20 protein-coding genes and 1 tRNA gene are annotated in these 19,384 nt (G+C 71.7%); 9 read left to right on the top strand and 12 right to left on the bottom strand.

Going from position 1 to position 19,384, the window contains the following annotated elements:
* Positions 1-10: 10 nt before the first annotated feature.
* A complete protein-coding gene (locus DVK05_RS03800; RefSeq protein WP_121562072.1) occupies positions 11-1,156 on the bottom strand; it encodes an acyl-CoA dehydrogenase family protein in 1,146 nt (381 codons plus the stop codon).
* 177 nt (positions 1,157-1,333) lie between these two features.
* Here DVK05_RS03800 and DVK05_RS03795 point away from each other — a divergent pair, with 177 nt between their 5' ends.
* Positions 1,334-2,395 carry a phytoene/squalene synthase family protein gene (locus tag DVK05_RS03795; RefSeq protein WP_121562071.1) on the top strand — a complete coding sequence of 354 codons (1,062 nt, stop codon included), beginning with the start codon at positions 1,334-1,336 and terminating at the stop codon, positions 2,393-2,395.
* 51 nt (positions 2,396-2,446) lie between these two features.
* Here DVK05_RS03795 and DVK05_RS03790 read toward each other — a convergent pair whose 3' ends face one another.
* From DVK05_RS03790 to guaB, 3 genes are all read right to left on the bottom strand, one after another.
* A complete protein-coding gene (locus tag DVK05_RS03790) occupies positions 2,447-4,441 on the bottom strand; it encodes a DEAD/DEAH box helicase (RefSeq protein ID WP_121562070.1) in 1,995 nt (664 codons plus the stop codon).
* Positions 4,442-4,504: 63 nt separating this feature from the next.
* The gene (locus DVK05_RS03785; RefSeq protein ID WP_121562069.1) at positions 4,505-5,092 is read right to left on the bottom strand and encodes a HalX domain-containing protein; all 588 of its coding nucleotides are present in this window, start codon (positions 5,090-5,092) and stop codon (positions 4,505-4,507) included.
* A 160-nt stretch (positions 5,093-5,252) separates the two neighbouring features.
* Positions 5,253-6,740, bottom strand: a complete 1,488-nt coding sequence (gene guaB, locus DVK05_RS03780; RefSeq protein ID WP_121562068.1) for an IMP dehydrogenase — start codon at positions 6,738-6,740, stop codon at positions 5,253-5,255.
* A gap of 523 nt (positions 6,741-7,263) precedes the next feature.
* Between guaB and DVK05_RS03770 the strand changes: the two genes are divergently transcribed.
* From DVK05_RS03770 to DVK05_RS17055, 3 genes are all read left to right on the top strand, one after another.
* On the top strand, positions 7,264-8,274 hold the full coding sequence (locus DVK05_RS03770) for a DUF5794 domain-containing protein (protein WP_121562066.1): 1,011 nt from the start codon (positions 7,264-7,266) through the stop codon (positions 8,272-8,274).
* Positions 8,275-8,382: 108 nt separating this feature from the next.
* Entirely contained in the window at positions 8,383-8,607 is a 225-nt protein-coding gene (locus tag DVK05_RS03765) for a DUF5795 family protein (protein ID WP_121562065.1), read from the top strand.
* Between the two features lie 139 nt (positions 8,608-8,746).
* A tRNA-Trp gene (locus tag DVK05_RS17055) sits at positions 8,747-8,921 on the top strand.
* Between the two features lie 277 nt (positions 8,922-9,198).
* On the opposite strand, the gene DVK05_RS03760 is transcribed toward DVK05_RS17055, so the two are convergent.
* The 5 genes from DVK05_RS03760 to DVK05_RS03740 form a co-directional block, all read right to left on the bottom strand.
* A complete protein-coding gene (locus DVK05_RS03760) occupies positions 9,199-9,399 on the bottom strand; it encodes a hypothetical protein (protein ID WP_121562064.1) in 201 nt (66 codons plus the stop codon).
* Positions 9,400-9,458: 59 nt separating this feature from the next.
* Complete coding sequence (locus DVK05_RS03755) at positions 9,459-9,671, bottom strand: helix-turn-helix transcriptional regulator (RefSeq protein WP_096393246.1); 213 nt, start codon at positions 9,669-9,671, stop codon at positions 9,459-9,461.
* A gap of 2 nt (positions 9,672-9,673) precedes the next feature.
* Positions 9,674-10,099 (bottom strand): hypothetical protein, encoded by a 426-nt coding sequence (locus tag DVK05_RS03750; RefSeq protein ID WP_233559304.1) that lies wholly within the window; start codon positions 10,097-10,099, stop codon positions 9,674-9,676.
* A gap of 180 nt (positions 10,100-10,279) precedes the next feature.
* Positions 10,280-10,477 carry a DUF5800 family protein gene (locus DVK05_RS03745; RefSeq protein WP_121562062.1) on the bottom strand — a complete coding sequence of 66 codons (198 nt, stop codon included), beginning with the start codon at positions 10,475-10,477 and terminating at the stop codon, positions 10,280-10,282.
* Positions 10,478-10,549: 72 nt separating this feature from the next.
* Complete coding sequence (locus tag DVK05_RS03740; RefSeq protein WP_121562061.1) at positions 10,550-10,729, bottom strand: DUF5786 family protein; 180 nt, start codon at positions 10,727-10,729, stop codon at positions 10,550-10,552.
* 167 nt (positions 10,730-10,896) lie between these two features.
* Between DVK05_RS03740 and DVK05_RS03735 the strand changes: the two genes are divergently transcribed.
* A complete protein-coding gene (locus DVK05_RS03735) occupies positions 10,897-12,225 on the top strand; it encodes a polymer-forming cytoskeletal protein (RefSeq protein WP_121562060.1) in 1,329 nt (442 codons plus the stop codon).
* Between the two features lie 288 nt (positions 12,226-12,513).
* Positions 12,514-13,395: a hypothetical protein gene (locus DVK05_RS03730; RefSeq protein ID WP_199712289.1), complete on the top strand. Its 882-nt coding sequence runs from the start codon at positions 12,514-12,516 to the stop codon at positions 13,393-13,395.
* An 81-nt stretch (positions 13,396-13,476) separates the two neighbouring features.
* On the opposite strand, the gene DVK05_RS03725 is transcribed toward DVK05_RS03730, so the two are convergent.
* Positions 13,477-14,247: a ribonuclease H-like domain-containing protein gene (locus DVK05_RS03725; protein ID WP_121562058.1), complete on the bottom strand. Its 771-nt coding sequence runs from the start codon at positions 14,245-14,247 to the stop codon at positions 13,477-13,479.
* A 146-nt stretch (positions 14,248-14,393) separates the two neighbouring features.
* On the opposite strand from DVK05_RS03725, the gene DVK05_RS03720 reads away from it, so the two are divergent.
* Both DVK05_RS03720 and DVK05_RS03715 read left to right on the top strand, forming a co-directional pair.
* A complete protein-coding gene (locus DVK05_RS03720) occupies positions 14,394-15,107 on the top strand; it encodes a glycerophosphodiester phosphodiesterase (RefSeq protein WP_121562057.1) in 714 nt (237 codons plus the stop codon).
* A 24-nt stretch (positions 15,108-15,131) separates the two neighbouring features.
* Positions 15,132-15,863: an SOS response-associated peptidase gene (locus DVK05_RS03715; RefSeq protein ID WP_121562056.1), complete on the top strand. Its 732-nt coding sequence runs from the start codon at positions 15,132-15,134 to the stop codon at positions 15,861-15,863.
* Positions 15,864-15,896: 33 nt separating this feature from the next.
* Here DVK05_RS03715 and DVK05_RS03710 read toward each other — a convergent pair whose 3' ends face one another.
* A complete protein-coding gene (locus DVK05_RS03710; RefSeq protein WP_121562055.1) occupies positions 15,897-17,354 on the bottom strand; it encodes a small ribosomal subunit Rsm22 family protein in 1,458 nt (485 codons plus the stop codon).
* A 20-nt stretch (positions 17,355-17,374) separates the two neighbouring features.
* Positions 17,375-18,148 carry a prephenate dehydrogenase/arogenate dehydrogenase family protein gene (locus DVK05_RS03705; RefSeq protein ID WP_121562054.1) on the bottom strand — a complete coding sequence of 258 codons (774 nt, stop codon included), beginning with the start codon at positions 18,146-18,148 and terminating at the stop codon, positions 17,375-17,377.
* Between the two features lie 175 nt (positions 18,149-18,323).
* On the opposite strand from DVK05_RS03705, the gene DVK05_RS03700 reads away from it, so the two are divergent.
* Positions 18,324-19,379 carry a M42 family metallopeptidase gene (locus DVK05_RS03700; RefSeq protein ID WP_121562053.1) on the top strand — a complete coding sequence of 352 codons (1,056 nt, stop codon included), beginning with the start codon at positions 18,324-18,326 and terminating at the stop codon, positions 19,377-19,379.
* Positions 19,380-19,384 lie beyond the last annotated feature (5 nt).

The following is a 19,384-nucleotide window of genomic DNA, read 5'->3' as shown; positions in this document are numbered from 1 at the left end:
ATCCGCGGACCTACTCGTCGAGCAGCTGCTGGGCGATCGTGTTTCGCAGCACTTCGCTCGTCCCCTCGTATATCTCCGAGAGCTTCGCGTCGCGGTAGAAGCGCTCGGCGGGGAAGTCCTTGGTGTAGCCGTACCCGCCGTGGATCTGGATCCCCTCGTTGGCGACCTCGCGGGCGATCTCCGAGGCGTACAGCTTCGCCTGCGCGGCCTCCTTGATGTAGTCGTCGTCGCGCATCTTCAGGTCGGCCGCCTCGTGCATCAGCAGCTCCGCGGCGCGCGCCTTCGTGTCCATGTCCGCGAGCTTGTGCTGGATGGCCTGGAAGTCGCTGATCGGGCGGTCGAACTGCTCGCGCTGCTGGGCGTACGACTTCGCCTCGTCGAGGGCGGCGCGCGCGATCCCGACCGACCGGGCCGCGATGGTGATCCGGCCGCCGTTGAGCGTCTTCAGCGCGTGGACGAACCCCTCGCCCTCCTCGCCGAGCCGGCGCTCCTCCGGGATCCACATGTCGTCGAACCGGAGCTCCGCGGTCGGACACCCCTTGTCGCCGAGCTTGTCCTCCGTGCCCTCGACGATGAACCCGTCGTCCTCCTCCGGACGCACGATGAACGACGAGATGCCCTTCCGCCCGGCGTCGGGGTCGGTCTTGGCGAACAGCGTGACCGTGTCGGCGACGGAGCCGTTCGAGATCCAGAGCTTCCCGCCGTTGACGAGGTAGCCGTCCCCGTCGCGCTCCGCGGTCGTCGACATCGCGGGCACGTCCGACCCGGCCTCGGCCTCTGAGAGCGCGAACGCGCCGATGTCCTCGGCGGTGTTCAGGGCGGTGAGGTACTCCTCCTTCTGGGCCTCGTCGCCGAACTCGTAGAGCATGTTCCCGGCCAGCGACGTGTGGGCCGCGACGACGGTGCCGAGCCCGCCGGAGCCGCGGGAGATCTCTTCGAGCCCGATGGCGTAGCTGTGGTAGTCGAGGCCGGCACCCTCGTACTCGACGGGGAACGGCATGCCCATGAGCCCGAGGTCGGCCATCTCCTCGACCAGGTCCGCGGGGAACTCGTCGGTCTCGTCGATCTCGGCCGCGCGCGGGACGACCTCCTCGTCGACGAACTCCGCGACGGTGTCGCGGATCTGACGCTGCTCTTCGGTGAGCGTGAACTCCATGCCGTGGCCTTCGGCCGGGCGGACTTAGCCGTTTCCACACGGTTGTACACGGGTCGGCGGTTCGTCGGCGCCGACGGGGACCGAGTCGTGCGATTTCGCCGCCCCGAGCGGCGATCGACGCGCGGCCGCCGTTCCACGAGGCTTTTTATGCGTTGTGCCGTAAATACTGGCAACTGAATGAGCGGACGAGAACACGCCCCCGCCGAGGCCGACCTCGCGTGGTGTCACGAGGCGGTCCAGGGGGTCTCGCGGACCTTCGCGCTGACGGTCGACGTGTTAGAGGAACCGATGGCGTCGCAGATCTGCGTCGGGTACCTCCTCTGTCGCGTCGCCGACACGGTCGAGGACGCCGGGCACATCCCGCCGGACGCCCAGAGCCACGTGCTGCGGACGTACCGGCGAGCGATCGACCCGGACGAAGAGACCGACATCGCCGAGTTCCGCGAGACGGTCGACGAGTGGCTGCCCGCGGAGCGCGACGACGACTGGACCGTCGTCGCCGAGGCGCCCACCATCGCCGCGACGTTCGAGGATCTCGACCCGGAGGCGCAGGCGGCCATCGTCCCGCCCGTGCTGGAGATGGTCGACGGGATGGCGATGTTCGTCGACCGCCACGCCACCGAGGGCGGGCTCCGCATCGACGACCGCGACGAGTTAGAGCAGTACTGCTACTACGCGGCCGGCACCGTCGGCAACCTCATCACGAACCTGCTCACCCGCGGCGACGTCGCCGAGGAGCGCGCGAAGCGGCTGCGGGAGACCGCCGAGGAGTTCGGCCTCCTCCTCCAGCTGGTGAACGTCTCGAAGGACGTGTACGACGACTACACCGAGGAGAACAACGTCTATCTCCCCGCCGAGTGGCTGGAGGCGGAGGGCGTCGACCAGGAGCGCGTCGTCCACCCCGAGAACCGCGAGTCGTCCGCGCGCGTCGTCGACCGCACCGCCGACTACGCCCGCTCGTTCCTCGACGACGCGCAGGCGTACCTAGAGACGATGCCGCTCTCGAACGGCAACACGATGGAGGCGTGGACCGTCCCGTACCTGCTCGCGGTCGGCACCCTCCGCGAGCTGGGGAGCCGCCCGGAGGACGCGCTCACCGAGACCGGCGTGAAGGTGTCCAGACAGGAGGTGTTCGCGGTGATGTCGGCCGCGAGCGGCGTCGGCCGCGACTCGCTGGCGGAGCTGCGACAGACCATCGCGCGTACCCCCTTCCACCGCGCGGTCGGGTCGGCGGACTGAACTCCCCCGACCGCCGTCGGACGGGGGTCGTCGTCTCGTATCGTCCCGCACTCACAGCCGCGACCGCGCCCGCGACACCGCCGGGACGCGCACCCCGATGGTCTCCCCGAGCGCCTCGGCCGCGCTCAGCAGCCACTCCGCGCGCTCGACGCGCGAGTCGAGGTCGCCGGGGCCGATCCGGTAGCGGTCCACGAGCTCCTCGACCGTCGCGCCGCCGATCCACTCGTCTAAGATCCGCGCCGTCTTCACCGACTCCAGCCACCCCTCGAAGTCGTCCGGGTCGGTCATGTCCGTGGTGAGGCGGGCGGCGTTCTGCCGCGCGAACCGGTAAACTTCGGCGCGCTCGGCGTTGCCGAGGTAGGTGTCCTGCATGTCCGGCGTGTCGCAGATCACCTCGAAGGCGGTGAGCGTCGTCGCCTCCGGGAGGTCGGCCGCGGCGCGGAGCCCGGCGACGATCCGCTCGCCGGTCTCCGGGCGGACGTACTGCTTCGAGGTCGTCTCGCCGACCGCCGTCGCGACGAGCCGGTAGTCATCGACGCCGCCCGTCTCCCGGGCGACCATCCCGGCCGAGACGAGGTCGTCGACCGCGACGGCGACCGCGTCGGCGAGGCCGCCCGCCCCGGTCTCCCGCGCGTAGAACGTCCCCTCGAACACGTCGAGGATCTCCGTCTCGGTCGCCGCGAAGTCCGTCGCTATCGCCGCGAGGACGTGCGTCCGGAGCGCGCCGGGGTCGGCGAGCTGGGACTCGACGGCCTCGGGCTCGCCCTCGACGTAGCGCTCGCGCACCTCGTCGCGCGCGTCGGCGTCGGCGACGAGGACCGCCTCGCCGTGGGGGTCGAGCCCCGGCCGGCCCGCGCGGCCGCACATCTGGTGGACCTCGAGCGTCGGGATCCACGACATCCCGCCCTCCCCGTAGCGGCGCTGGTCGCGGACGACGACGCGGCGGGCGGGGACGTTGACCCCGGCCGCCAGCGTGGGCGTGGCGCAGATACAGGCCACGTCGCGCTCGCGGAACGCCGACTCGACGACCGCGCGGTGGCCCGATCGGAGCCCGGCGTGGTGGAACGCGACGCCGGCGCGCAGGCAGTCCGCGAGCTGTCGGCCGGTCATGGTGCCGTCCACGTCGGTCGCCTCCTCGGCCGCCGCGGCGGCCGCGTCCTCGACCCCCAGCGCCGCGGCGAGGCCCTCCTCCGCGAGCCGCTCCGCGAGGTCGACCGCCTCGCGGCGAGAGCGGACGAACGCGAGGCACTGGCCGCCGTCCGCGACCGCGTCGGCGACGAGCGCGGCGGTGACCTCGGTCGCGTCGGGGTCGTCGGGGTCGTCTGCGGCTCCGTCCCGGGTCTCGCCGCCGTCACCGTCGCCGGCGGTCTCGTCGGGGCCGACGTCGACCGAGAGGCTCGTGCCGTCGTCGAACGCGACCTCGCCGCCGACCGCGACGCCGGTCCGCAGGTCGACCGGGCGCCACTCGGACTCGACGAGGGCGGCGTCGAGCCAGTCCGCGATGGCGTCGGGGTTGTCGACGGTCGCCGACAGCGCCACCGTCTGGAGGTCGGGGTTCCGGCGCCGGAGCGTCGCCAGCGTCACTTCGAGCGTCGGGCCGCGCCGCTTCGCGCCGAGGAGGTGGACCTCGTCGACGACGACGCAGGCGAGCTCGTCGACCCACGAGGCGCCGTTGCGGATCGCGGAGTCGACCTTCTCGCTCGTGGCGACCACCACGTCGTTGCCGGCGAGCGCCTCGCCCGTCGCGTCGAAGTCGCCGGTGGAGATGCCCACGTCGACGCCGGGCAGCGCCGCGAACGTCTCGTACTTCTCGCGGGCGAGCGCGCGGAGCGGACAGACGTACAGGCCGGGGCCGCCGGCCGTCAACAGCGCGAGCTGGGCGATGAACGTCTTGCCCGACGCGGTCGGCACCGCCGCGACGACGTCGGCCCCCTCACAGACGCCCGCGTCGACCGCCGCGCGCTGGGGCGGGTACAGCTCGCGGACGCCCCGCTCGGCGAAGTGGTCGACGACGGGCTGAGACAGCGGCAGGTCCCGGACGCGCATGTACCGCTCGTTCGGCGGGACCGGTGATAAAGAGTCGGCGGAATCCCCCTCGGCCGCCGCGGGTTACGCGTCGGCGTCGAAGTCCTGGAAGAGCTTCTCGTAGTCCTCGTCGTCGCTCGCGACCGCGTCGCGCGACTCGTCGGCCCGCTCGCGCAGCTCCTCGATCCGCTCGGTGAGCCGCTGGTACTCCTCGTTGTCGGCGAGGTCGTTGGCGCTCTTCTCGGACTCCAGCATCGCCTTCTTCGAGGTCAGCGAGAACAGCTCCTGGACCTCGGAGTCGTACTCGCCGCGCCGCAGGAGCCCCTCGACGATCTCGCGGAGCGTGTCGCTCGTGACGGGCTTGACGAGGTAGTCGTCGAACCCCATCTCTAAGATGTCGAAGTCGGGCTCGACGGCGGTGACCATCGCGACCCGGCAGTCGATGCCGCGGTCGCGGACGGCGGTGAGGACCTCGTCGCCCGAGAGGCCGGGCATCCGGCGGTCGAGGAGGATCGCGTCGACCTCGTTGTCGGCCTCGTCGAGCTCGTCGAGCGCCTCGCGGCCGCCGTACGCGGTTCGGACGCGGTACTCGTCGCCGAGCCAGGCGGCGTACAGGTCGGCCAAGTCGGGTTCGTCCTCGACCACGAGGACCAGCGGCGGTTGCTCACTCATGGATGACGGGAGCGAGGGGGTGTTCGCTCACACGTTTCGTCTCGCCGCTGGCTATATTAAAATACCTCTTCGACGCGGGGGTCGATCGGCGGCGCGGCCGGACTCGGCTCCGCCCGGTCCGGGCTCGGAGCCGGTCTCGCCCGCCGCGCGGCCTCAGCGGTTACTCGCCCGGGCTGTAGTTGGGCGCCTCGTCGGTGATCATCACGTCGTGCGGGTGGCTCTCGCTCTGTCCCGCCGAGGAGACGCGGACGAACTCCGCGCGCTCGTGGAGGTCGGGGACGGTCTCGGCGCCGACGTACCCCATCCCGGAGCGCATCCCGCCCGTGAGCTGGTGGAGCTCGGAGGCGAGGCTCCCCTTGTACGGCGTCGCGGCCTCGACGCCCTCGGGGACGAACTCCTCGTCTTCGTCCTCCTCTTTGAGGTAGCGGTCGCCGCCGCCCGACTTCATGGCGCCGACGGAGCCCATCCCGCGGTACTGCTTGTACTTCTTCCCCTGCATCGTGATGACGCGGCCGGGCGCCTCGTCGGTGCCGGCGAAGTACGAGCCGAGCATCACCGCGTCCGCGCCCGCGGCGATGGCCTTGATCGCGTCGCCGGAGTAGCGGATGCCCCCGTCGGCGATGACGGGCACGTCGTGCTCGGCCGCGACGTCCGCGACCTCCGCGACCGCGGTCATCTGCGGCATCCCCGCGCCGCTGACGACGCGCGTGGTACAGATCGACCCGGGACCGATGCCGACCTTCAGGCCGTCGGCGAAGTCGACCGCCGCCTCGGCGGCCTCGCGCGTCCCGACGTTGCCGACGACCACGTCGGCGTCGACGGTCGCTTTGATCGCCTCCGCGGAGTCCAAGACGTTGAGGTTGTGCGCGTGGGCGCAGTCGATGAAGATGACGTCGACGCCGGCCTCGTCGGCCGCGACGGCGCGCTCCTCCTCGAAGGGGCCGACGGCGACGCCGGCGAGCAGGCGGCCGCGCTCGTCGCGGGCGGCCTCCTCGTGTTCGCGGCGCTGTAAGATTCCCTGCATCGTCACCAGCCCGACGAGCCGCTCGTCGCCGTCGACGATGGGGACGCGCTCGATCTTGTGGTCGTACATCAGTTCGAGCGCCTCGCGCGCGTCCACGTCCTCCGGCGCGGTGATGACCTCGTCGGTCATCGCCTCGCGGACGGCGTCGTCCTCGCCGACCTCCAGGTATGGGCGGATGTCGGTGCCGGAGATGATCCCGAGGACGGTGTCGTCCTCGGCGACGACGGGGGCGCCCGAGACGCCCTGCCGCTCCATCACCGCGTCGGCCTCGCGGACGGTGTCCTCGGGCGAGACGGTGACGACGTTCTCGCGGCGGATGACGAGCTCGTGCGCGCGCTTGACGCGCTCGACCTCCGCGGCCGTCTCCTCGACGGTCATGTTGCGGTGGAGGACGCCGAGCCCGCCCTCGCGGGCCATCGCGATGGCGAGGTCGCTCTCAGTGACGGTGTCCATCGCCGCCGACAGCACGGGGACGGTGAGTTCGACGTTCTTCGAGACGCGGGTGGAGAGGTCCGCGTCGTCGGGCTCGACGCGGCTCTCCTTCGGTCGGAGCAGCACGTCGTCGAACGTCAGCGCTTCCGGAACCTCGAGCTTCGCCGAGAACCGGCCAGAATCTGTCGCCATATAATCCGTCACAAGCGCCCGATGAAAAGCGTTGCGAGACGGCACGGACGTGGTGGTTGCTCACATTCGAATCCGTGTTGTATACAGAATCGTGCCTATTTCTGCGGGGTCGGCCGCGACCGCGGTCGGATCGGGCGCGATAGCCTCGATCGTTCGGTCAGCCCGACGGCCGCGGTTCGGAAACCGAGAGATGATCGGAGACGGTCGGGGAACGTCGATATATCGTCATCGAAGCGCTACTATCGTCGTCGATCCATCGTGTCTTGCGGACACGTCTCACACAACCTTTAACGCGACCGAAACTCGTATATTAGGTATGGACTCCGACAGTCCCGTGAACGCGCGCATCGCCGGCCAGCCGAACGCCGCCCTCGGCGTCCGCTTTACAGCCGGCAATCCGCGCAAACGGTTCACATGGGCTCGTCGGACCCTTCGCGGCGTGGACTCCGCGTGCTGGTCCTCAGACCATCGCGAGTCGCACGCGTCCCACCGCCACCCCGTCGGTCAGGGCTATCGTCCCTAAATGAGCACGTCACGCCATCCGGTCGCCCTGCGGCTCGAACAGCAGGTCGGGAGCGCGACGAAGCTGCTCGCGACCGTCATGGCCCTGCCGCTCGTCGACGGCATCTTCCCCGCCCTCGTCGTCGCCGGCGTCCTCGGATCGGCCACCGGCGTCGTCGAGACCGGCATCCTCATCTTCGGCGGCTCCGCGACCGCCGCGGTGATCCTCGCCGAGATGGACGGCTCGCGGCGGGAGATGGCCACCTCGGTCCTGCTGATCGGCGCAGTCATCATCCCGGTCGCCGCCGTCGAGGCCGCCCTCGCGCCGACCCTCCAGGGGCTCCTCAATCTCCCCGTCTTCGAGCGGTTCGCCGGGCTCGTCATCCTGACCATCGCCGCCAAGACCGCCAGCTCGGAGGTCGGCGAGTTCCTGCCGAGCCCCGGCGTCATCATCGGTCTGGGCCTCGTCGCGAGCTTCGACCCGTCGGGGTTCGCCATAGAGACCTCGACCGAGTACGTGGTCAACGGCACCGCGGCCGCCGCCGTGGGCGTGGCGTTCGCGCTGTCGATCGCGCTGCTCTCGCCGCACCTCCGCGGCCGCGTCGACATCGACCGGTTCCGGTTCGGCTCCGCGGTCGCGCTGGGCGTGCTCGCGCTGCCGATCCTGCTCGGCCCGTTCGACCTCATGCAGACGGACGCCCCCATCGCGCTCGCGGTGCTCGCGGTGACGACCCTGTTCGCGTACGACCCGAGCGCGGACGGCGAGGCGAGCGCCGCCGGCGACGACGCGCCCGACGACGACGCGCCGACGAGCGACTCCTCCGAGGCGGACGACGGCGACGCGACCGACGCCGGCGAGGAACCGGACGCGGAGGCCCCGAGCGATCCGCCGCTCGACGCCCCGCCGGAGGGGCCCTCGCCCATCGTCGACGACGACGTCGCCGTCCTCGCGAACGGCGGCGACGGGCGCGAGACCGACGACGACGGCGCGGACCCGTTCGCGGACGACGACTCCCGCGCGCCGTGGCTGTGACCGGCGGGTAGCCGCCCGCGAACGGCGCGCCCGCCTGACCCCTTTCTCCGTCGCCTTGACCGCCGCGCGTGTCGCCGGGGTTTAGGCACTCGGCCCCGAACGGCCGGTATGTCGAACCGCGTCGTTCAGGGGCGGATGGTGACGCCCGAGAAGCTCGCAGAGCTGGTCGAAGGGGAGTCGGTGCTGGAGGCCGAGTCGATCACGGACGCCGACCGCGACTGCCCGGACTGCGGCGGCGACGTCATCTCGGTCGGGTACATGCCGAGCGTGACGGAGTTCGTCACCGGCTACAAGTGCCAGGACTGCGACTGGAGCGCCGACGACCGCGACTGAACCACTCGGACCGACTCACCCGACGATCGGCGGAACGGGCCGGCAGCGCCCGGAGCGGAAGGCCCCCGCCGTCCCTCGATCGCTTTCGATCGAAACCCCTTTATCCGCGTTTCGGCAACGGACTGATGCGAGATCATGCGGGGCTGTGGCCAAGCCAGGCATGGCGACTGACTCCAGAGGCTTGCGCCCGGGACGACACTCCAGACTGATATACCGAGCGGCCGACTGATCATCGGTCGTGTTGACGACCCTCTGGAGTTCCGAGGCGCACCGGAGATATCAGTCGATCGGGGGTTCAAATCCCTCCGGCCCCACTTCCTGCTGTCGCGAGCACTCTCGCGAGCGACAGCGACATGTTGAGGAGGGATTTGAACCCAGCGGACGAGCGGAGCGAAGTCCGCGTGGTTCACAATCCCTCCGGCCCCACTTCCTGCTGTCGCGAGCACACTCGCGAGCGACGGCGACGGCCTGAGGAGGGATCTGAACCGAGAGGCGACGACGACGACCGCGGTTCAGATCCCCGTAGCCCCAAACTCTGCTGCTACACTCGGCGACGCGAACGGCACTCCGTCGAAGACGGGTCGACGCGGGTCAGCGCCGCGCGACGATCCGGCCCGCCATGAGGCCGACGAGCCCGATCATGCCCGCCATCGCGAGGTAGATCCCCAGCCCGATCAGTTCGCCGTTCGCGCCGTTCACGCCCGCGAGGCCCAGGAACACGACGGCGATGACGGCGTGGAGCGCGAGCACGCCGGACGGGACGTTCGCTCCGAGGTCGAATCCGATATCCATGCCGTTCGCTTCGTCGGGCGTCGGAAAAAGTCGTCCGGTCGGACCGCGCGACAGCGGCGCTACGAGCGCGGCTCGTCGGGCAGGTCGAACACGTCCTCGACGCGCGCGTCGAACTCGCGCGCGATGCGCCAGGCCAGCTCCAGCGAGGGGTTGTACTCGCCCTTCTCGACGTAGAGGACCGTCTGCCGAGTCACGTCGACGCGGTCGGCGAGCTCTGCCTGCGTCAGCCCCGCCTCCTCGCGGAGCTCGCGGATGCGGGTGTCGAACTCCACGATCACGCCTCCACGCCGCGCCGCCGCACCCAGGCGCGCGTCCCGTGGGCGACGGAGGAGACGCAGATCGCGGCGGCGGCCCAGACGACCACGACGCGGGCCTGCGCGTAGGCGGTCTGGACGATACCGTCGATCCCGCCCGTCGCTTGGAGCGCGGACCCGACGAGGAAGACGGCGAGCGAGGCCCCGAACAGCAGCACCGCGGCGCGGCTCGCGGCGGTCCGCGTGAGCGCCCGGGTTCGCTCGTCGGTCGGCGTGTAGCCGACGCGGTCGGCGAGCGTGCGGCTCACGGGGAAGAACGCGACGAACAGCACCGCGCCGCTGGCGATGAGCGGGGCCGACTCCCGGGCCAGTCCGAGGTTGAGCGTCAGCACCGTGACGAGCATGTGAACGGCCCGTCCGATGCGGTACTTCGTGCGAGGTCGCATGCGGTTGTCACCTCTGCGTGTTAGTTCGATCTAACGTTATATATTTCTTACTCCGGTCGGTGAGGGGGCACCGTCGCTCGCGAGGGGCAGGTCAGATCGCACAACGAGAGCGGATTCGACGGGGCGGTACCGGGTCGGGGTCGTCAGAGGAACCTCCGGAAAACGGGCGGCAGTCGTCCGTTACAGCACGTCCCCGATCCGGACCGGCTCGCCGTCCAGGTCCGGGTCCTCGGCGACTATCGTCAGCACCTCGTGGTCGGTGACGTCGCGGTACGACTTCCCGGTCGCCTCCTCGATCAGCGCCTTCTCTAACTCGAACTCGGTGCCCTCGTAGACGACGTCGACGCCGCGGTCCGTGAATGTGAGGTCGGTGCTCATGGCCGGCCGTAGGCGGCGAATCTGTAAAAGGAGCGCGACACGGGGCCGTCGGCGGCGAGCGTTCGTCGGACGTTACTCGTCGTCGTCGTCGCGCATCTCGGAGAGGCGGCCGACGAGGTCGTCGGTGTCGGCGTCGCCCTCGATGGTGACGTCGCCGTCGTGGTCGTTCTCGTGGACGTTCACCGCGTCGTCCTCGTCGGTGTCGACGTCCTGGTCCTTCTGCTCGCTCTCGTCGTACGATCCGAATCCCATGGGCGGGCTACCGGCGGCGCACTGAAAAGCGCGGCGACAGGGGGCCGCCGCGGGAAGCGTTCACGTCCCGCTCGGCGGCCCGTCGTCGGGCATGACGCAGTGTACCCCCGTCCGACGCCCGTCCGACGCCCCGCACCGTTTATAGGCTCGGGGCGACTGCTCCCGGTGTGTCGCTGCGAGGAGACGGCCCGATAGAGGAGCTCGCGATCCCCTCGGAGACGACCGTCGAGGAGCACGACGTCGTCGTCGACGGCGACGTGCTCGTGGGCGGACAGTCGACCGTCGAGCTCGGCGTCCGCGGCCGCAACGTCGCGATCGGCGAGCGCGTGCGCGTCGGCGACGACATCGAGGCCGAGGGCGACTGTCGGCTCGACACCTGGTGTTCCGTCGACGGCAACGTGCTCGTCGGCGAGGACGCGTACCTCGGCGAGCGGGTCACCGTCACCGGCCGCCTGATGGTGTCGGGGGACCTCGACATCGGCGACGACGTGACGATCGAGGAGGGGTTCGAGGCCAACGGCTGGATCGTCATCCGCAACCCGGTGCCGACGATCGTCTTCTACTTCATCGTCCTCTCGCAGCTGCTGCGCGTCGGCGAGACCGACGCCGCCGACGAGCTAGCGGAGGCGCTCGCCGACGGCGACGACGTGCGGGACCCGCTGTTGGTCCCGCGGAACGCCGAGATATCCGACGACGCCTGGCGGGTGTCGACCCCGGCCACCGTCGGCGACGACTGCCGGCTTCACGGCAACCTCCGCGCGGCGTCGATCCGCGTCGGCGAGCGCAACGAGGTGTTCGGCTCGCTGCGCGCCCGCGAGGACGTCACCGTCGGCGCCGACACGATCATCCACGGCGACGTGACGACCCGCGGCGGGACCGTGACCGTCGAGAGCGGCGCGCGCGTCCTCGGCGACGTCTCCGCGGGCGATCTCGTGGTGTACGACGGCGCGGAGATCCAGGGCACCCTCCGGGCGCGCGGCGAGATGAAGCTGATTCAAGAAGCGGAGCGGCCGAGCGAAGACGACGGGGTCGAGTCCGATGAACCGGAGGAGGCGAAGACCGAGGCGGCCGCCGAAACCGAGGCCGACGCCGCGGCCGCTGAAACCCGGGCCGACGCCGCGGACGCCGAAACTCAGTCCGACGCCGTAGACGCTGAGGCTGACCAGTCCGACGCCGCGGACGCAGAGACAGAAGAGTCCGCCGGCGCGGAAGCCAAGGAGGCGGACGAGTCGGACCGCGACGCCGACGACGGAACCGTCAACGACGGAGAAGCCGCCGACTCGGACGACGCGGACGCTGACCGCGACCTCGACGGCGAGGCGGATGCCGACGCCGACGCCGACGCGACCGCCGAGGACGAGCCCGCGGCGTCCGCGCGCGAGGACGATCCGACCGCCTCCGAGAACGGATCCGCCGCGGAGGCCGAGGAGACCGCGGCGGTGACCGCCGACGCCGGCCCGGCGCCCGAGACGGTCGAGTCCGACGACGACTCCTGACCCGTTGCGCCGGACGTGTTCCGTCTGGCGGGGACAGAATTCTAAATCCGGTTCTCTGCGTCTAAACAGCCGTTTTTCGGCAGGCGTTTGGAGACAATTTATCCCGGAACTCCCGTGCCAATCGACGTTTAACGCGGTTTTAGCCGGTTTAATTTCACGCCGAGTCTAAACTGACACAAGGCACTTAAAACAGGCACCGAAAGCCCCGGGTGCGTCATGAGCCGATCTCTGACGGCGACCCGCCGCGCGACGCTGGCGGGACTGGGTGCGATCGTCGCATCGGGAAGCGTGACAGGTGTCGCCGCGGCCGCGGAGGGCGACTGGACCGTCGAGGCGACCGAGACCGACAGCACGCTCCACGACGTGGTGTCGGCGAACGCCGGCCGCTTCGCGGTCGGCGGCGGCGGCGTCCTCACCGCGCCGGCGGCAGAGGGCTGGCGGACGCTTCGCGACGGCGGCCCGACCGGGAACGGGAACAACCTCTACGGGGCCGCTGTCACTGACGACGGCGAGCGCGTCTGGTTCGTCGGCGCGAGCGGCGCCATCGGCGAGTACATCCCCGCGACGGACACGCTCGTGGACCACTCGGCGCCGATGGACAACACGAACAACTACAACGCCGTCGCCGTCACCGGACAGGCCGGCGAGGCGAACGTCTACGTCGCCGGCGACTCCGGGAAGATCTACTACAGCTTCGAGAACGGCGCCACGGGCACGTGGGACTACGTCACGCCGGGCAGCGGCTCCGCGCTCCCCGCGATCGACTTCCACGGCCCCCGCAGCGGGCACGCGATCGACACGAACGGCCGCGTGTTCGTCACGGACGACGGCGTCACCTGGAACGCCATCGGCATCGAGGACGCCAACGTGACCTTCTACGGCCTCGACAGCGACGCGCCCGACGACGTCGCCGTCTCCGGCGGCAACGGGACGGTCCTGACGTACGACGGCGCGAACTGGACGCCCGACGCGCTCGGCGACGCCGATCTCGTCGACGTCGAGACGGACGGCGAGGCGGGGTACGTCGTCGGCAGCGGCGGCGTCGTCCAGGAGCTCACCGCCGACGACCGGTTCGTGCTCGACACGCCGACCGGCGAGAACCTGAACGCGGTCGACGTCGACGGCGACGCCGTCGTCGTCGGTAACAGCGGGCTCGTCCTGCGTCGGTAACGCGGGCGTCGACCCCGCCGACCGCGACGACACTCCGACCGCGGCGGTCCATACCCGCCGTCCGCGCCTATCGGGTCCCTCTCAGTCGCCGTCTCCGTCCGGGGCGGCGACGAACACCTCGTCGTCGAGGCGGTCGCAGACCGCGTCGGCGAGCGCCCGCAGGTTGACCGCGTCCTCGCGGTTGTACGAGACGAGCGTCTCCAGCGCCTCGTCGCTCCCCCGCTCGTACTCGCGCCAGAGCCGGACCGCGTCCCGGCCGGAGATGTCCGGGCGGTCGCGGTCGATCCCGATCTCCTTCTCGATGGGCTTCAGCCCGCCCGAGAGTCCGATCCGCTTCGCGGGGTACATCAGGTCGAGGTGCGGGGTGTCGATCTCCACGTCGAAGGAGGTCTCCAGGAAGGGCACGTCGAAGCGCGCGCCGTTGAACGTCGCGAGCAGGCTGGCGTCCGCGAACTGCTCGCGGAGGCGCCGCGCGGTGAGGTCCTCGCCCGCGACGAGCGTCGTCGTCTCGCCGCCCTGATGGAAGCTGACGGTCGTCACGCGGTCGCGCCGCTCGTCGAGCCCGGTCGTCTCGATGTCGAAGAAGCAGGTCTCCTCGCGGAAGTTCTCGTAGAGACGCCAGCGCTCGCCCGAGGGGAACGCCCGGTCGAAGTAGGCGGCGTCCCCGTCGTCGAGCCGCGCGAGCGCCTCCGCGATGAACGACTCGATCCGGTCGGCGGTCGTCGCGCCCACGCCCGCCACGTCGACCGCGGGGTCGAACGACTCCCACGTCGTGACCCCTCGCTCCCAGAGGCGCCGTTCGGTCGTCTCGCCCACCCCCTCGACGGGGATGAAGCTGTTCTCGATACGCATGTCCGTCCCCGAGCGGCGCGCGGTGAAAAAGCCGACGGGAGCGGCCGCGCGGCCGACCGCGAGCGAAGAGCTAACACGCCGCGGCACCGATGCGAGCCCGTGAACGACCGATCGAACGGGGCGACCGATACGGCGAGGGCGGCCCGATGAAGCGGGCGGCCCGCGACGGCGTCACGCTGATCGGCCACCGGGGCTGCGCCGGCCAGTACCCGGAGAACACGGTCGCGGCCGTCGAGCGCGCGGCGCCGCACGTCGACGCCGTCGAGGTCGACGTGCGCCGGTGCGCGAGCGGCGAGCTCGTCGTCGTCCACGACGCGGAACTCGACCGACTGACCGGCGCGGCGGGCCGCGTCGCGGACGCCGACTGGGAGGACCTGCGCGGGCTGACGGTGCTCGACTCCGGCGAACCGATCCCGCGGCTCGGCGAGACGCTCGACGCCGCGCCCGAGGAGGTCGGCGTCAACGTCGAACTCAAGGAGCCCGAGACCGCGCCCGACGCGCTCGCCGTCGCGCGGCGGGCCGACACCGAGGTGCTGTTCTCGTCGTTCCGCCCGGAGGCGCTGGCGTCGCTGCGCGACCGCGACCCGGCGACGGACCGCGCGCTGCTCGTCGCGGACACGACTCCCGAGCGCGCGGTCGAGCGGGCGACCGAACTCGGCTGCGCCGCGGTCCACCCGCCGATCGACCTCGCGACCGAACCGGGCTTCGTCGAGACGGCGCACGAAGCGGGCCTAGCCGTGAACGCGTGGACCGCGGCCGACCGAGAGGACGCCGAGCGACTTGTGGCGGCCGGCGTCGACGGGGTCATCGCCGACCGGTGGGACCTGCTGCCGGAGTCGGACCGGTCGTCGCGGAATTAAGTGGGCTCGCGGCAAGCGATCGGTATGTGCGGCCGCTACACCCTCTTCACCCCCGCCGCCGACCTCGAAGACAGGTTCGGCGCGGCGTTCGGCGACCACCAACCCAGCTACAACTGCGCGCCCGGGCAGTCGCTCCCCGTCATCCCCGACGCGGACCCGTCGGCGGCGACGCGGATGGAGTGGGGGCTGACGCCCTCGTGGGCCGACGAGTCGTTCGACCTCATCAACGCCCGCGCGGAGACGGTGCGGGAGAAGCGGAGCTTCGCGGACGCCTTCGAGCGCCGGCGCTGCCTCGTCCCCGCGGACGGCTTCTACGAGTGGGTCGGCGGCGACCGCGGGTCGGGCAAGACCCCCTACCGCGTCGCCTTCGAGGACGACCGGCCGTTCGCGATGGCCGGCATCTACGAGCGGTGGGAGCCGCCGACGCCGGAGACCACCCAGACCGGCCTCGACGCGTTCGGCGGCGGCGCCAGTGACGGCGGCTCCGGGGGCGACGACCCGGACGTGATCGAGACGTTCGCGGTCGTCACCACCGAGCCGAACGACCTCGTCGCCGACCTCCACCACCGGATGGCGGTGATTCTGGACCCGGACGCCGGGGAAGAGGAGACGTGGCTCCGGGGCGACGCCGACGAGGCGGCCGCCCTGCTCGATCCCTACCCGAGCGACGAGCTGACCGCGCACCCGGTGTCGACGCGGGTGAACTCGCCGGGCGTCGACGCGCCGGAGCTGATCGAGCCGGTTGCGAGCGACTGAGCCGCGGCGACCGTCGGGACCGAGTTCGGCTGGTCAGGGCGCGACCAGGTCGACGACCGTCTCGTCGTCGACGACGACGTTGTACGCGCCCTCGTCCTCGTTCCAGAGGACGAGCCCGTTCTCGACGAAGACGACCGACCCGTAGCCCGCCTCGCGGAGGTCGCGGTTCAGCGCGGTCTCGCGGGTACAGACGAGGTAGTGATCGGTCGCCTGCGAGCCGTCGCCGACGCGGTAGACGGCGTTGTCCCCCTCGCTCAGGTCGTGGCTGAGCTTCACCGCGAGCAGGTTCACCCGGTCGGTGACGTGCCGCTCCGACTCGGCCATGCGCGCGCACCGCTCCGCGCTCGCCTCGACGTCGACGCGCCGCTGGCCGTCGGGGCGGAGGATCGAGTAGGCGAACTGCACGTCGACGTTGACGAACTCGCCCGGCTCGTCGGTCTCGCCGCGCGCCGCCGCCTCGTCGAGCCGGCGCTGGAACGGCGGGACCGCGAGGTCGGGGGCCACGTCGAACGACCAGCCCGGGTCGGTCGGGACCGCGTCGGGCCACAGCCGCAGCGCGGGCGAGTATATCTCGGCGTCCCGACCGGGGTCGCCGCCGGACGCGACGACCTCGCGCTCGACCCGGCGGAGCCCGGTCGCGGTGTTCCGGTCGGCCGGCGCGAACGCGACGACGCTGCCGTCGGGCGCCAGCGCGTCGACCGCGGCGCCCGCGACCGCCGCGGGGTCGGCGAGCTCCGAGAGGACGTTCCCGAACAGCACGAGGTCGAACGGCTCGTCGGTCGCCGGGGCGGGCTCCTCGCCCCCGTCGAGCCCGAGGAACGCCTCGGCGGTCGTCTCGTGGACCGTCGCGCGGAAGTTGCGGCCGGTCTCCTCCAGCAGCCGGTCGAGGACCTCGGTCGCCGCGCTCGGCTCGACCGCGTGGTAGTCGACGACGGCGTCGTCCGGGAGGTAGTCGTGGAGCCCGAGCGCGGGCCCGCCGACGCCGGCGCCCACGTCGAGGACGCGGAGCGTGCGGTCGAGCAGGCCGTTCTCGGTCAGGTCGTCGAGGACGTACCCGACCGTCGCGTAGTACGCCGGGAGGTGGTAAATGGCGTAGCCGAGCGCCGCGACGCGGTCGTACTCGACCTCGTTCTCGTAGAGGTAGTCCGTCTTCATCCGGCGGACGCGCTCGCGGAGCTCGGCGCCCGACTCCCCGCGGTGCCAGTTCGCGCCGTACTCGCGGACCAGCAGGTCCTCCAGGGCGAACGAGTACGCCTCGGGGAGCGCCTCCGGCGCCCAGCCCGGCGGGTCGACGGGCGCCTCCTCGACGGGGACGAAGGCGCCGTCCTCGCGCTCGCGGAGCCGGAGGTCGAACGCCTCCTCGCGGAGCGTCTCGCGGACGACCGCCGGGTGCGGCGTCCCCTCGATGTACTCCGCGATTTCCTCGGGGTCGATCGGTCTGACGTTGCGCAGGTAGTTCGCGTTGTTCCGGACCGCGGTTCTGTCGATCATTGGTGTCTCGTCGCGTCGTCTCACTCCAGCCGCTCTCTCCCCTCGCGGTCGCCGCGGGCGCGCTCGTACAGGGCGGCGAACGCCTCGTCGTCCGCGTCCGCGATCGCGGCCGCGGCGTCGGCCACGTCCTCGGCGCCGTCGAAGGCGCGCTGTATCTCGGCGTACACCGCGGGCGACCCCTCCGTGACGGTGTCGGCCACGTCGTCGAGCGCGGCCGACACGGGGGTGTGGAACTCCTCGCGGACCGGCTCCGCGGCGAGCCGCCACGCGAGCACCGCCGCGTGCGCGCCCGCCTGAACGGTCTCCATCGCGCCGTCGTGCTCCGCGGCGGTCGTCTCGAAGACCTCGTTGCCGCCGGCCTCGACCGACGCGGTGAGCGCCTCGACCGCCGGGCCGCCCTCGTCGACGACGACCGCGACGTTGCCCGGGACGCGCGGCGGCGCGAACAGCGGGTGGTAGCTCGCGCGCTCGAGGCCGGGGGCGTGCTCGCGCATCGCCGCGAGCGCGTCGCTCATCTCGCCGGAGACGTCGACGATCGCCGCCTCGGCGCGCGGCGCGTACGCCTCGACCGCCGCCGGCACCGCCGACATCGGCACCGCGAGGCAGACGGCGTCGTGGACGGAGTCCCCGTCGGCCTCGACCGTCCGGGCGTCGCGCCCGTCGGCGGCGTCGGCCGCGACGGCCGGGTCGCGGTCGGCGAAGGCGACGCTCGCGTCGACGGGCGCGGCGTCGGCCGCGACGGTGTCGGCCACCCAGCGCCCGATCTCACCGGCGCCGACGACGAGGAGGTCCATCGGTTACGGGATCCGAGGCGACGCGACGGTTAAAAGGACTCGCCTCGGGGCGGAGCGGGCGACGCCGCGTACCCGGGGCCGGGTTCCCGAGTCCGCGTTCGGCCGAACCGATCGCGGGGACGCCGGTTCTGCCGCGACCCCCGGACTTTCACGCGCGACCCGCCTGGGTCGGGACGTGACCGCGAACGCCACGTTCGACTTCGACCTGCTCGCGCGGCTGGCGGACGCCCCCGGGCCGGTCGGTCGCGAGGACGCGATCCGAGGCGTCGTGCGCGACGAGCTGCCCCCCGTCGACGCCGTGCGGACGGACGCGATGGGCAACGTCGTCGCGACCGTCGAGGGCGACGCGGCCCCCGACTACGAGGTGCTCGTCGCCGCGCACATGGACGAGATCGGGCTCGTCGTGAGCGACGTCGACGACGACGGCTTCCTCTCCGTGGAGCCGCTCGGCGGCTGGAACCCGGACGCGCTCCGCGGCCACCCGGTCACCGTCCACGCCGAGGACGGGGACTACGACGCGGTCGTCGGCGTCGCGGCCGCGCACACGGCCGCCGAGGCGGCTCCCGACGAGTGGACCCTCGACGACGCGCACGTGTTCACCGGGCTCGACCCCGCGGAGGCGGCCGAGACGTTCCGCGTCGGCGACGTCGTCACGTTCGACGCCGACCTCCGGGAGATGGGGCGGTGCGTCGCCGGCTCCTCGCTCGACGACCGCGCGGGCGTGTACGTGCTGCTGGAGGCCGCGCGGCGCGCGGACCCCGACGTGACCGTCCACTACGCCGCGACGGTCCAAGAGGAGGTCGGCCTGCGGGGCGCGGCCGCCCTGGGCGTGGACGTCGACCCGGACCTGGCGGTCGCGCTCGACGGGACGCTCGAGCAGTCGTACCCCGGCGTCGACCCGGCGGACGCGACCTCGAAGCTCGGCGACGGCGTGGGCGTGAAGCGGAAGGACGCGAGCGTCGTCCCGACGCCCGCGGTCGCCGATCGGTTCGAGTCGCTCGCGGCGGAGCGCGGGATCGCCTTCCAGCGCGAGGTGGCCCGGAACATCGGGACCGACGCCGGCGCGCTCCAGAACGCCGGGGGCGCGCGCCCGGTCGGCGCCCTCTCCGTCCCCGTCCGGTACCACCACTCCGCGGTCGAGACGGCCGACGCGCGCGACGTCGAGGCCGCGGTCGACCTCCTCACCGCCTTCCTCGACGCCGAGGACGGCGAGGGGTACGGTCCGAGCTGATCGCT

Origin of the sequence: Halorubrum sp. Atlit-8R (genome assembly GCF_003666025.1) — an archaeon.
Taxonomy (GTDB): domain Archaea; phylum Halobacteriota; class Halobacteria; order Halobacteriales; family Haloferacaceae; genus Halorubrum; species Halorubrum salinarum.
This window is presented reverse-complemented; position numbering and strand designations above follow the sequence as displayed.

What these genes read in the sequence shown, in the direction of transcription:
- DVK05_RS03760 (WP_121562064.1), bottom strand. Translation starts at nt 9,399, where the DNA reads ATGGATATCGGATTCGACCTCGGAGCGAACGTCCCGTCCGGCGTGCTC.
- DVK05_RS03765 (WP_121562065.1), top strand. Translation starts at nt 8,383, where the DNA reads ATGTCGAACCGCGTCGTTCAGGGGCGGATGGTGACGCCCGAGAAGCTC.
- DVK05_RS03705 (WP_121562054.1), bottom strand. Translation starts at nt 18,148, where the DNA reads ATGGACCTCCTCGTCGTCGGCGCCGGTGAGATCGGGCGCTGGGTGGCC.
- DVK05_RS03710 (WP_121562055.1), bottom strand. Translation starts at nt 17,354, where the DNA reads ATGATCGACAGAACCGCGGTCCGGAACAACGCGAACTACCTGCGCAAC.
- DVK05_RS03725 (WP_121562058.1), bottom strand. Translation starts at nt 14,247, where the DNA reads ATGCGTATCGAGAACAGCTTCATCCCCGTCGAGGGGGTGGGCGAGACG.
- DVK05_RS03745 (WP_121562062.1), bottom strand. Translation starts at nt 10,477, where the DNA reads ATGAGCACCGACCTCACATTCACGGACCGCGGCGTCGACGTCGTCTAC.
- DVK05_RS03800 (WP_121562072.1), bottom strand. Translation starts at nt 1,156, where the DNA reads ATGGAGTTCACGCTCACCGAAGAGCAGCGTCAGATCCGCGACACCGTC.
- DVK05_RS03770 (WP_121562066.1), top strand. Translation starts at nt 7,264, where the DNA reads ATGAGCACGTCACGCCATCCGGTCGCCCTGCGGCTCGAACAGCAGGTC.
- DVK05_RS03750 (WP_233559304.1), bottom strand. Translation starts at nt 10,099, where the DNA reads ATGCGACCTCGCACGAAGTACCGCATCGGACGGGCCGTTCACATGCTC.
- guaB (WP_121562068.1), bottom strand. Translation starts at nt 6,740, where the DNA reads ATGGCGACAGATTCTGGCCGGTTCTCGGCGAAGCTCGAGGTTCCGGAA.
- DVK05_RS03740 (WP_121562061.1), bottom strand. Translation starts at nt 10,729, where the DNA reads ATGGGATTCGGATCGTACGACGAGAGCGAGCAGAAGGACCAGGACGTC.
- DVK05_RS03720 (WP_121562057.1), top strand. Translation starts at nt 14,394, where the DNA reads ATGAAGCGGGCGGCCCGCGACGGCGTCACGCTGATCGGCCACCGGGGC.
- DVK05_RS03790 (WP_121562070.1), bottom strand. Translation starts at nt 4,441, where the DNA reads ATGCGCGTCCGGGACCTGCCGCTGTCTCAGCCCGTCGTCGACCACTTC.
- DVK05_RS03785 (WP_121562069.1), bottom strand. Translation starts at nt 5,092, where the DNA reads ATGAGTGAGCAACCGCCGCTGGTCCTCGTGGTCGAGGACGAACCCGAC.
- DVK05_RS03795 (WP_121562071.1), top strand. Translation starts at nt 1,334, where the DNA reads ATGAGCGGACGAGAACACGCCCCCGCCGAGGCCGACCTCGCGTGGTGT.
- DVK05_RS03715 (WP_121562056.1), top strand. Translation starts at nt 15,132, where the DNA reads ATGTGCGGCCGCTACACCCTCTTCACCCCCGCCGCCGACCTCGAAGAC.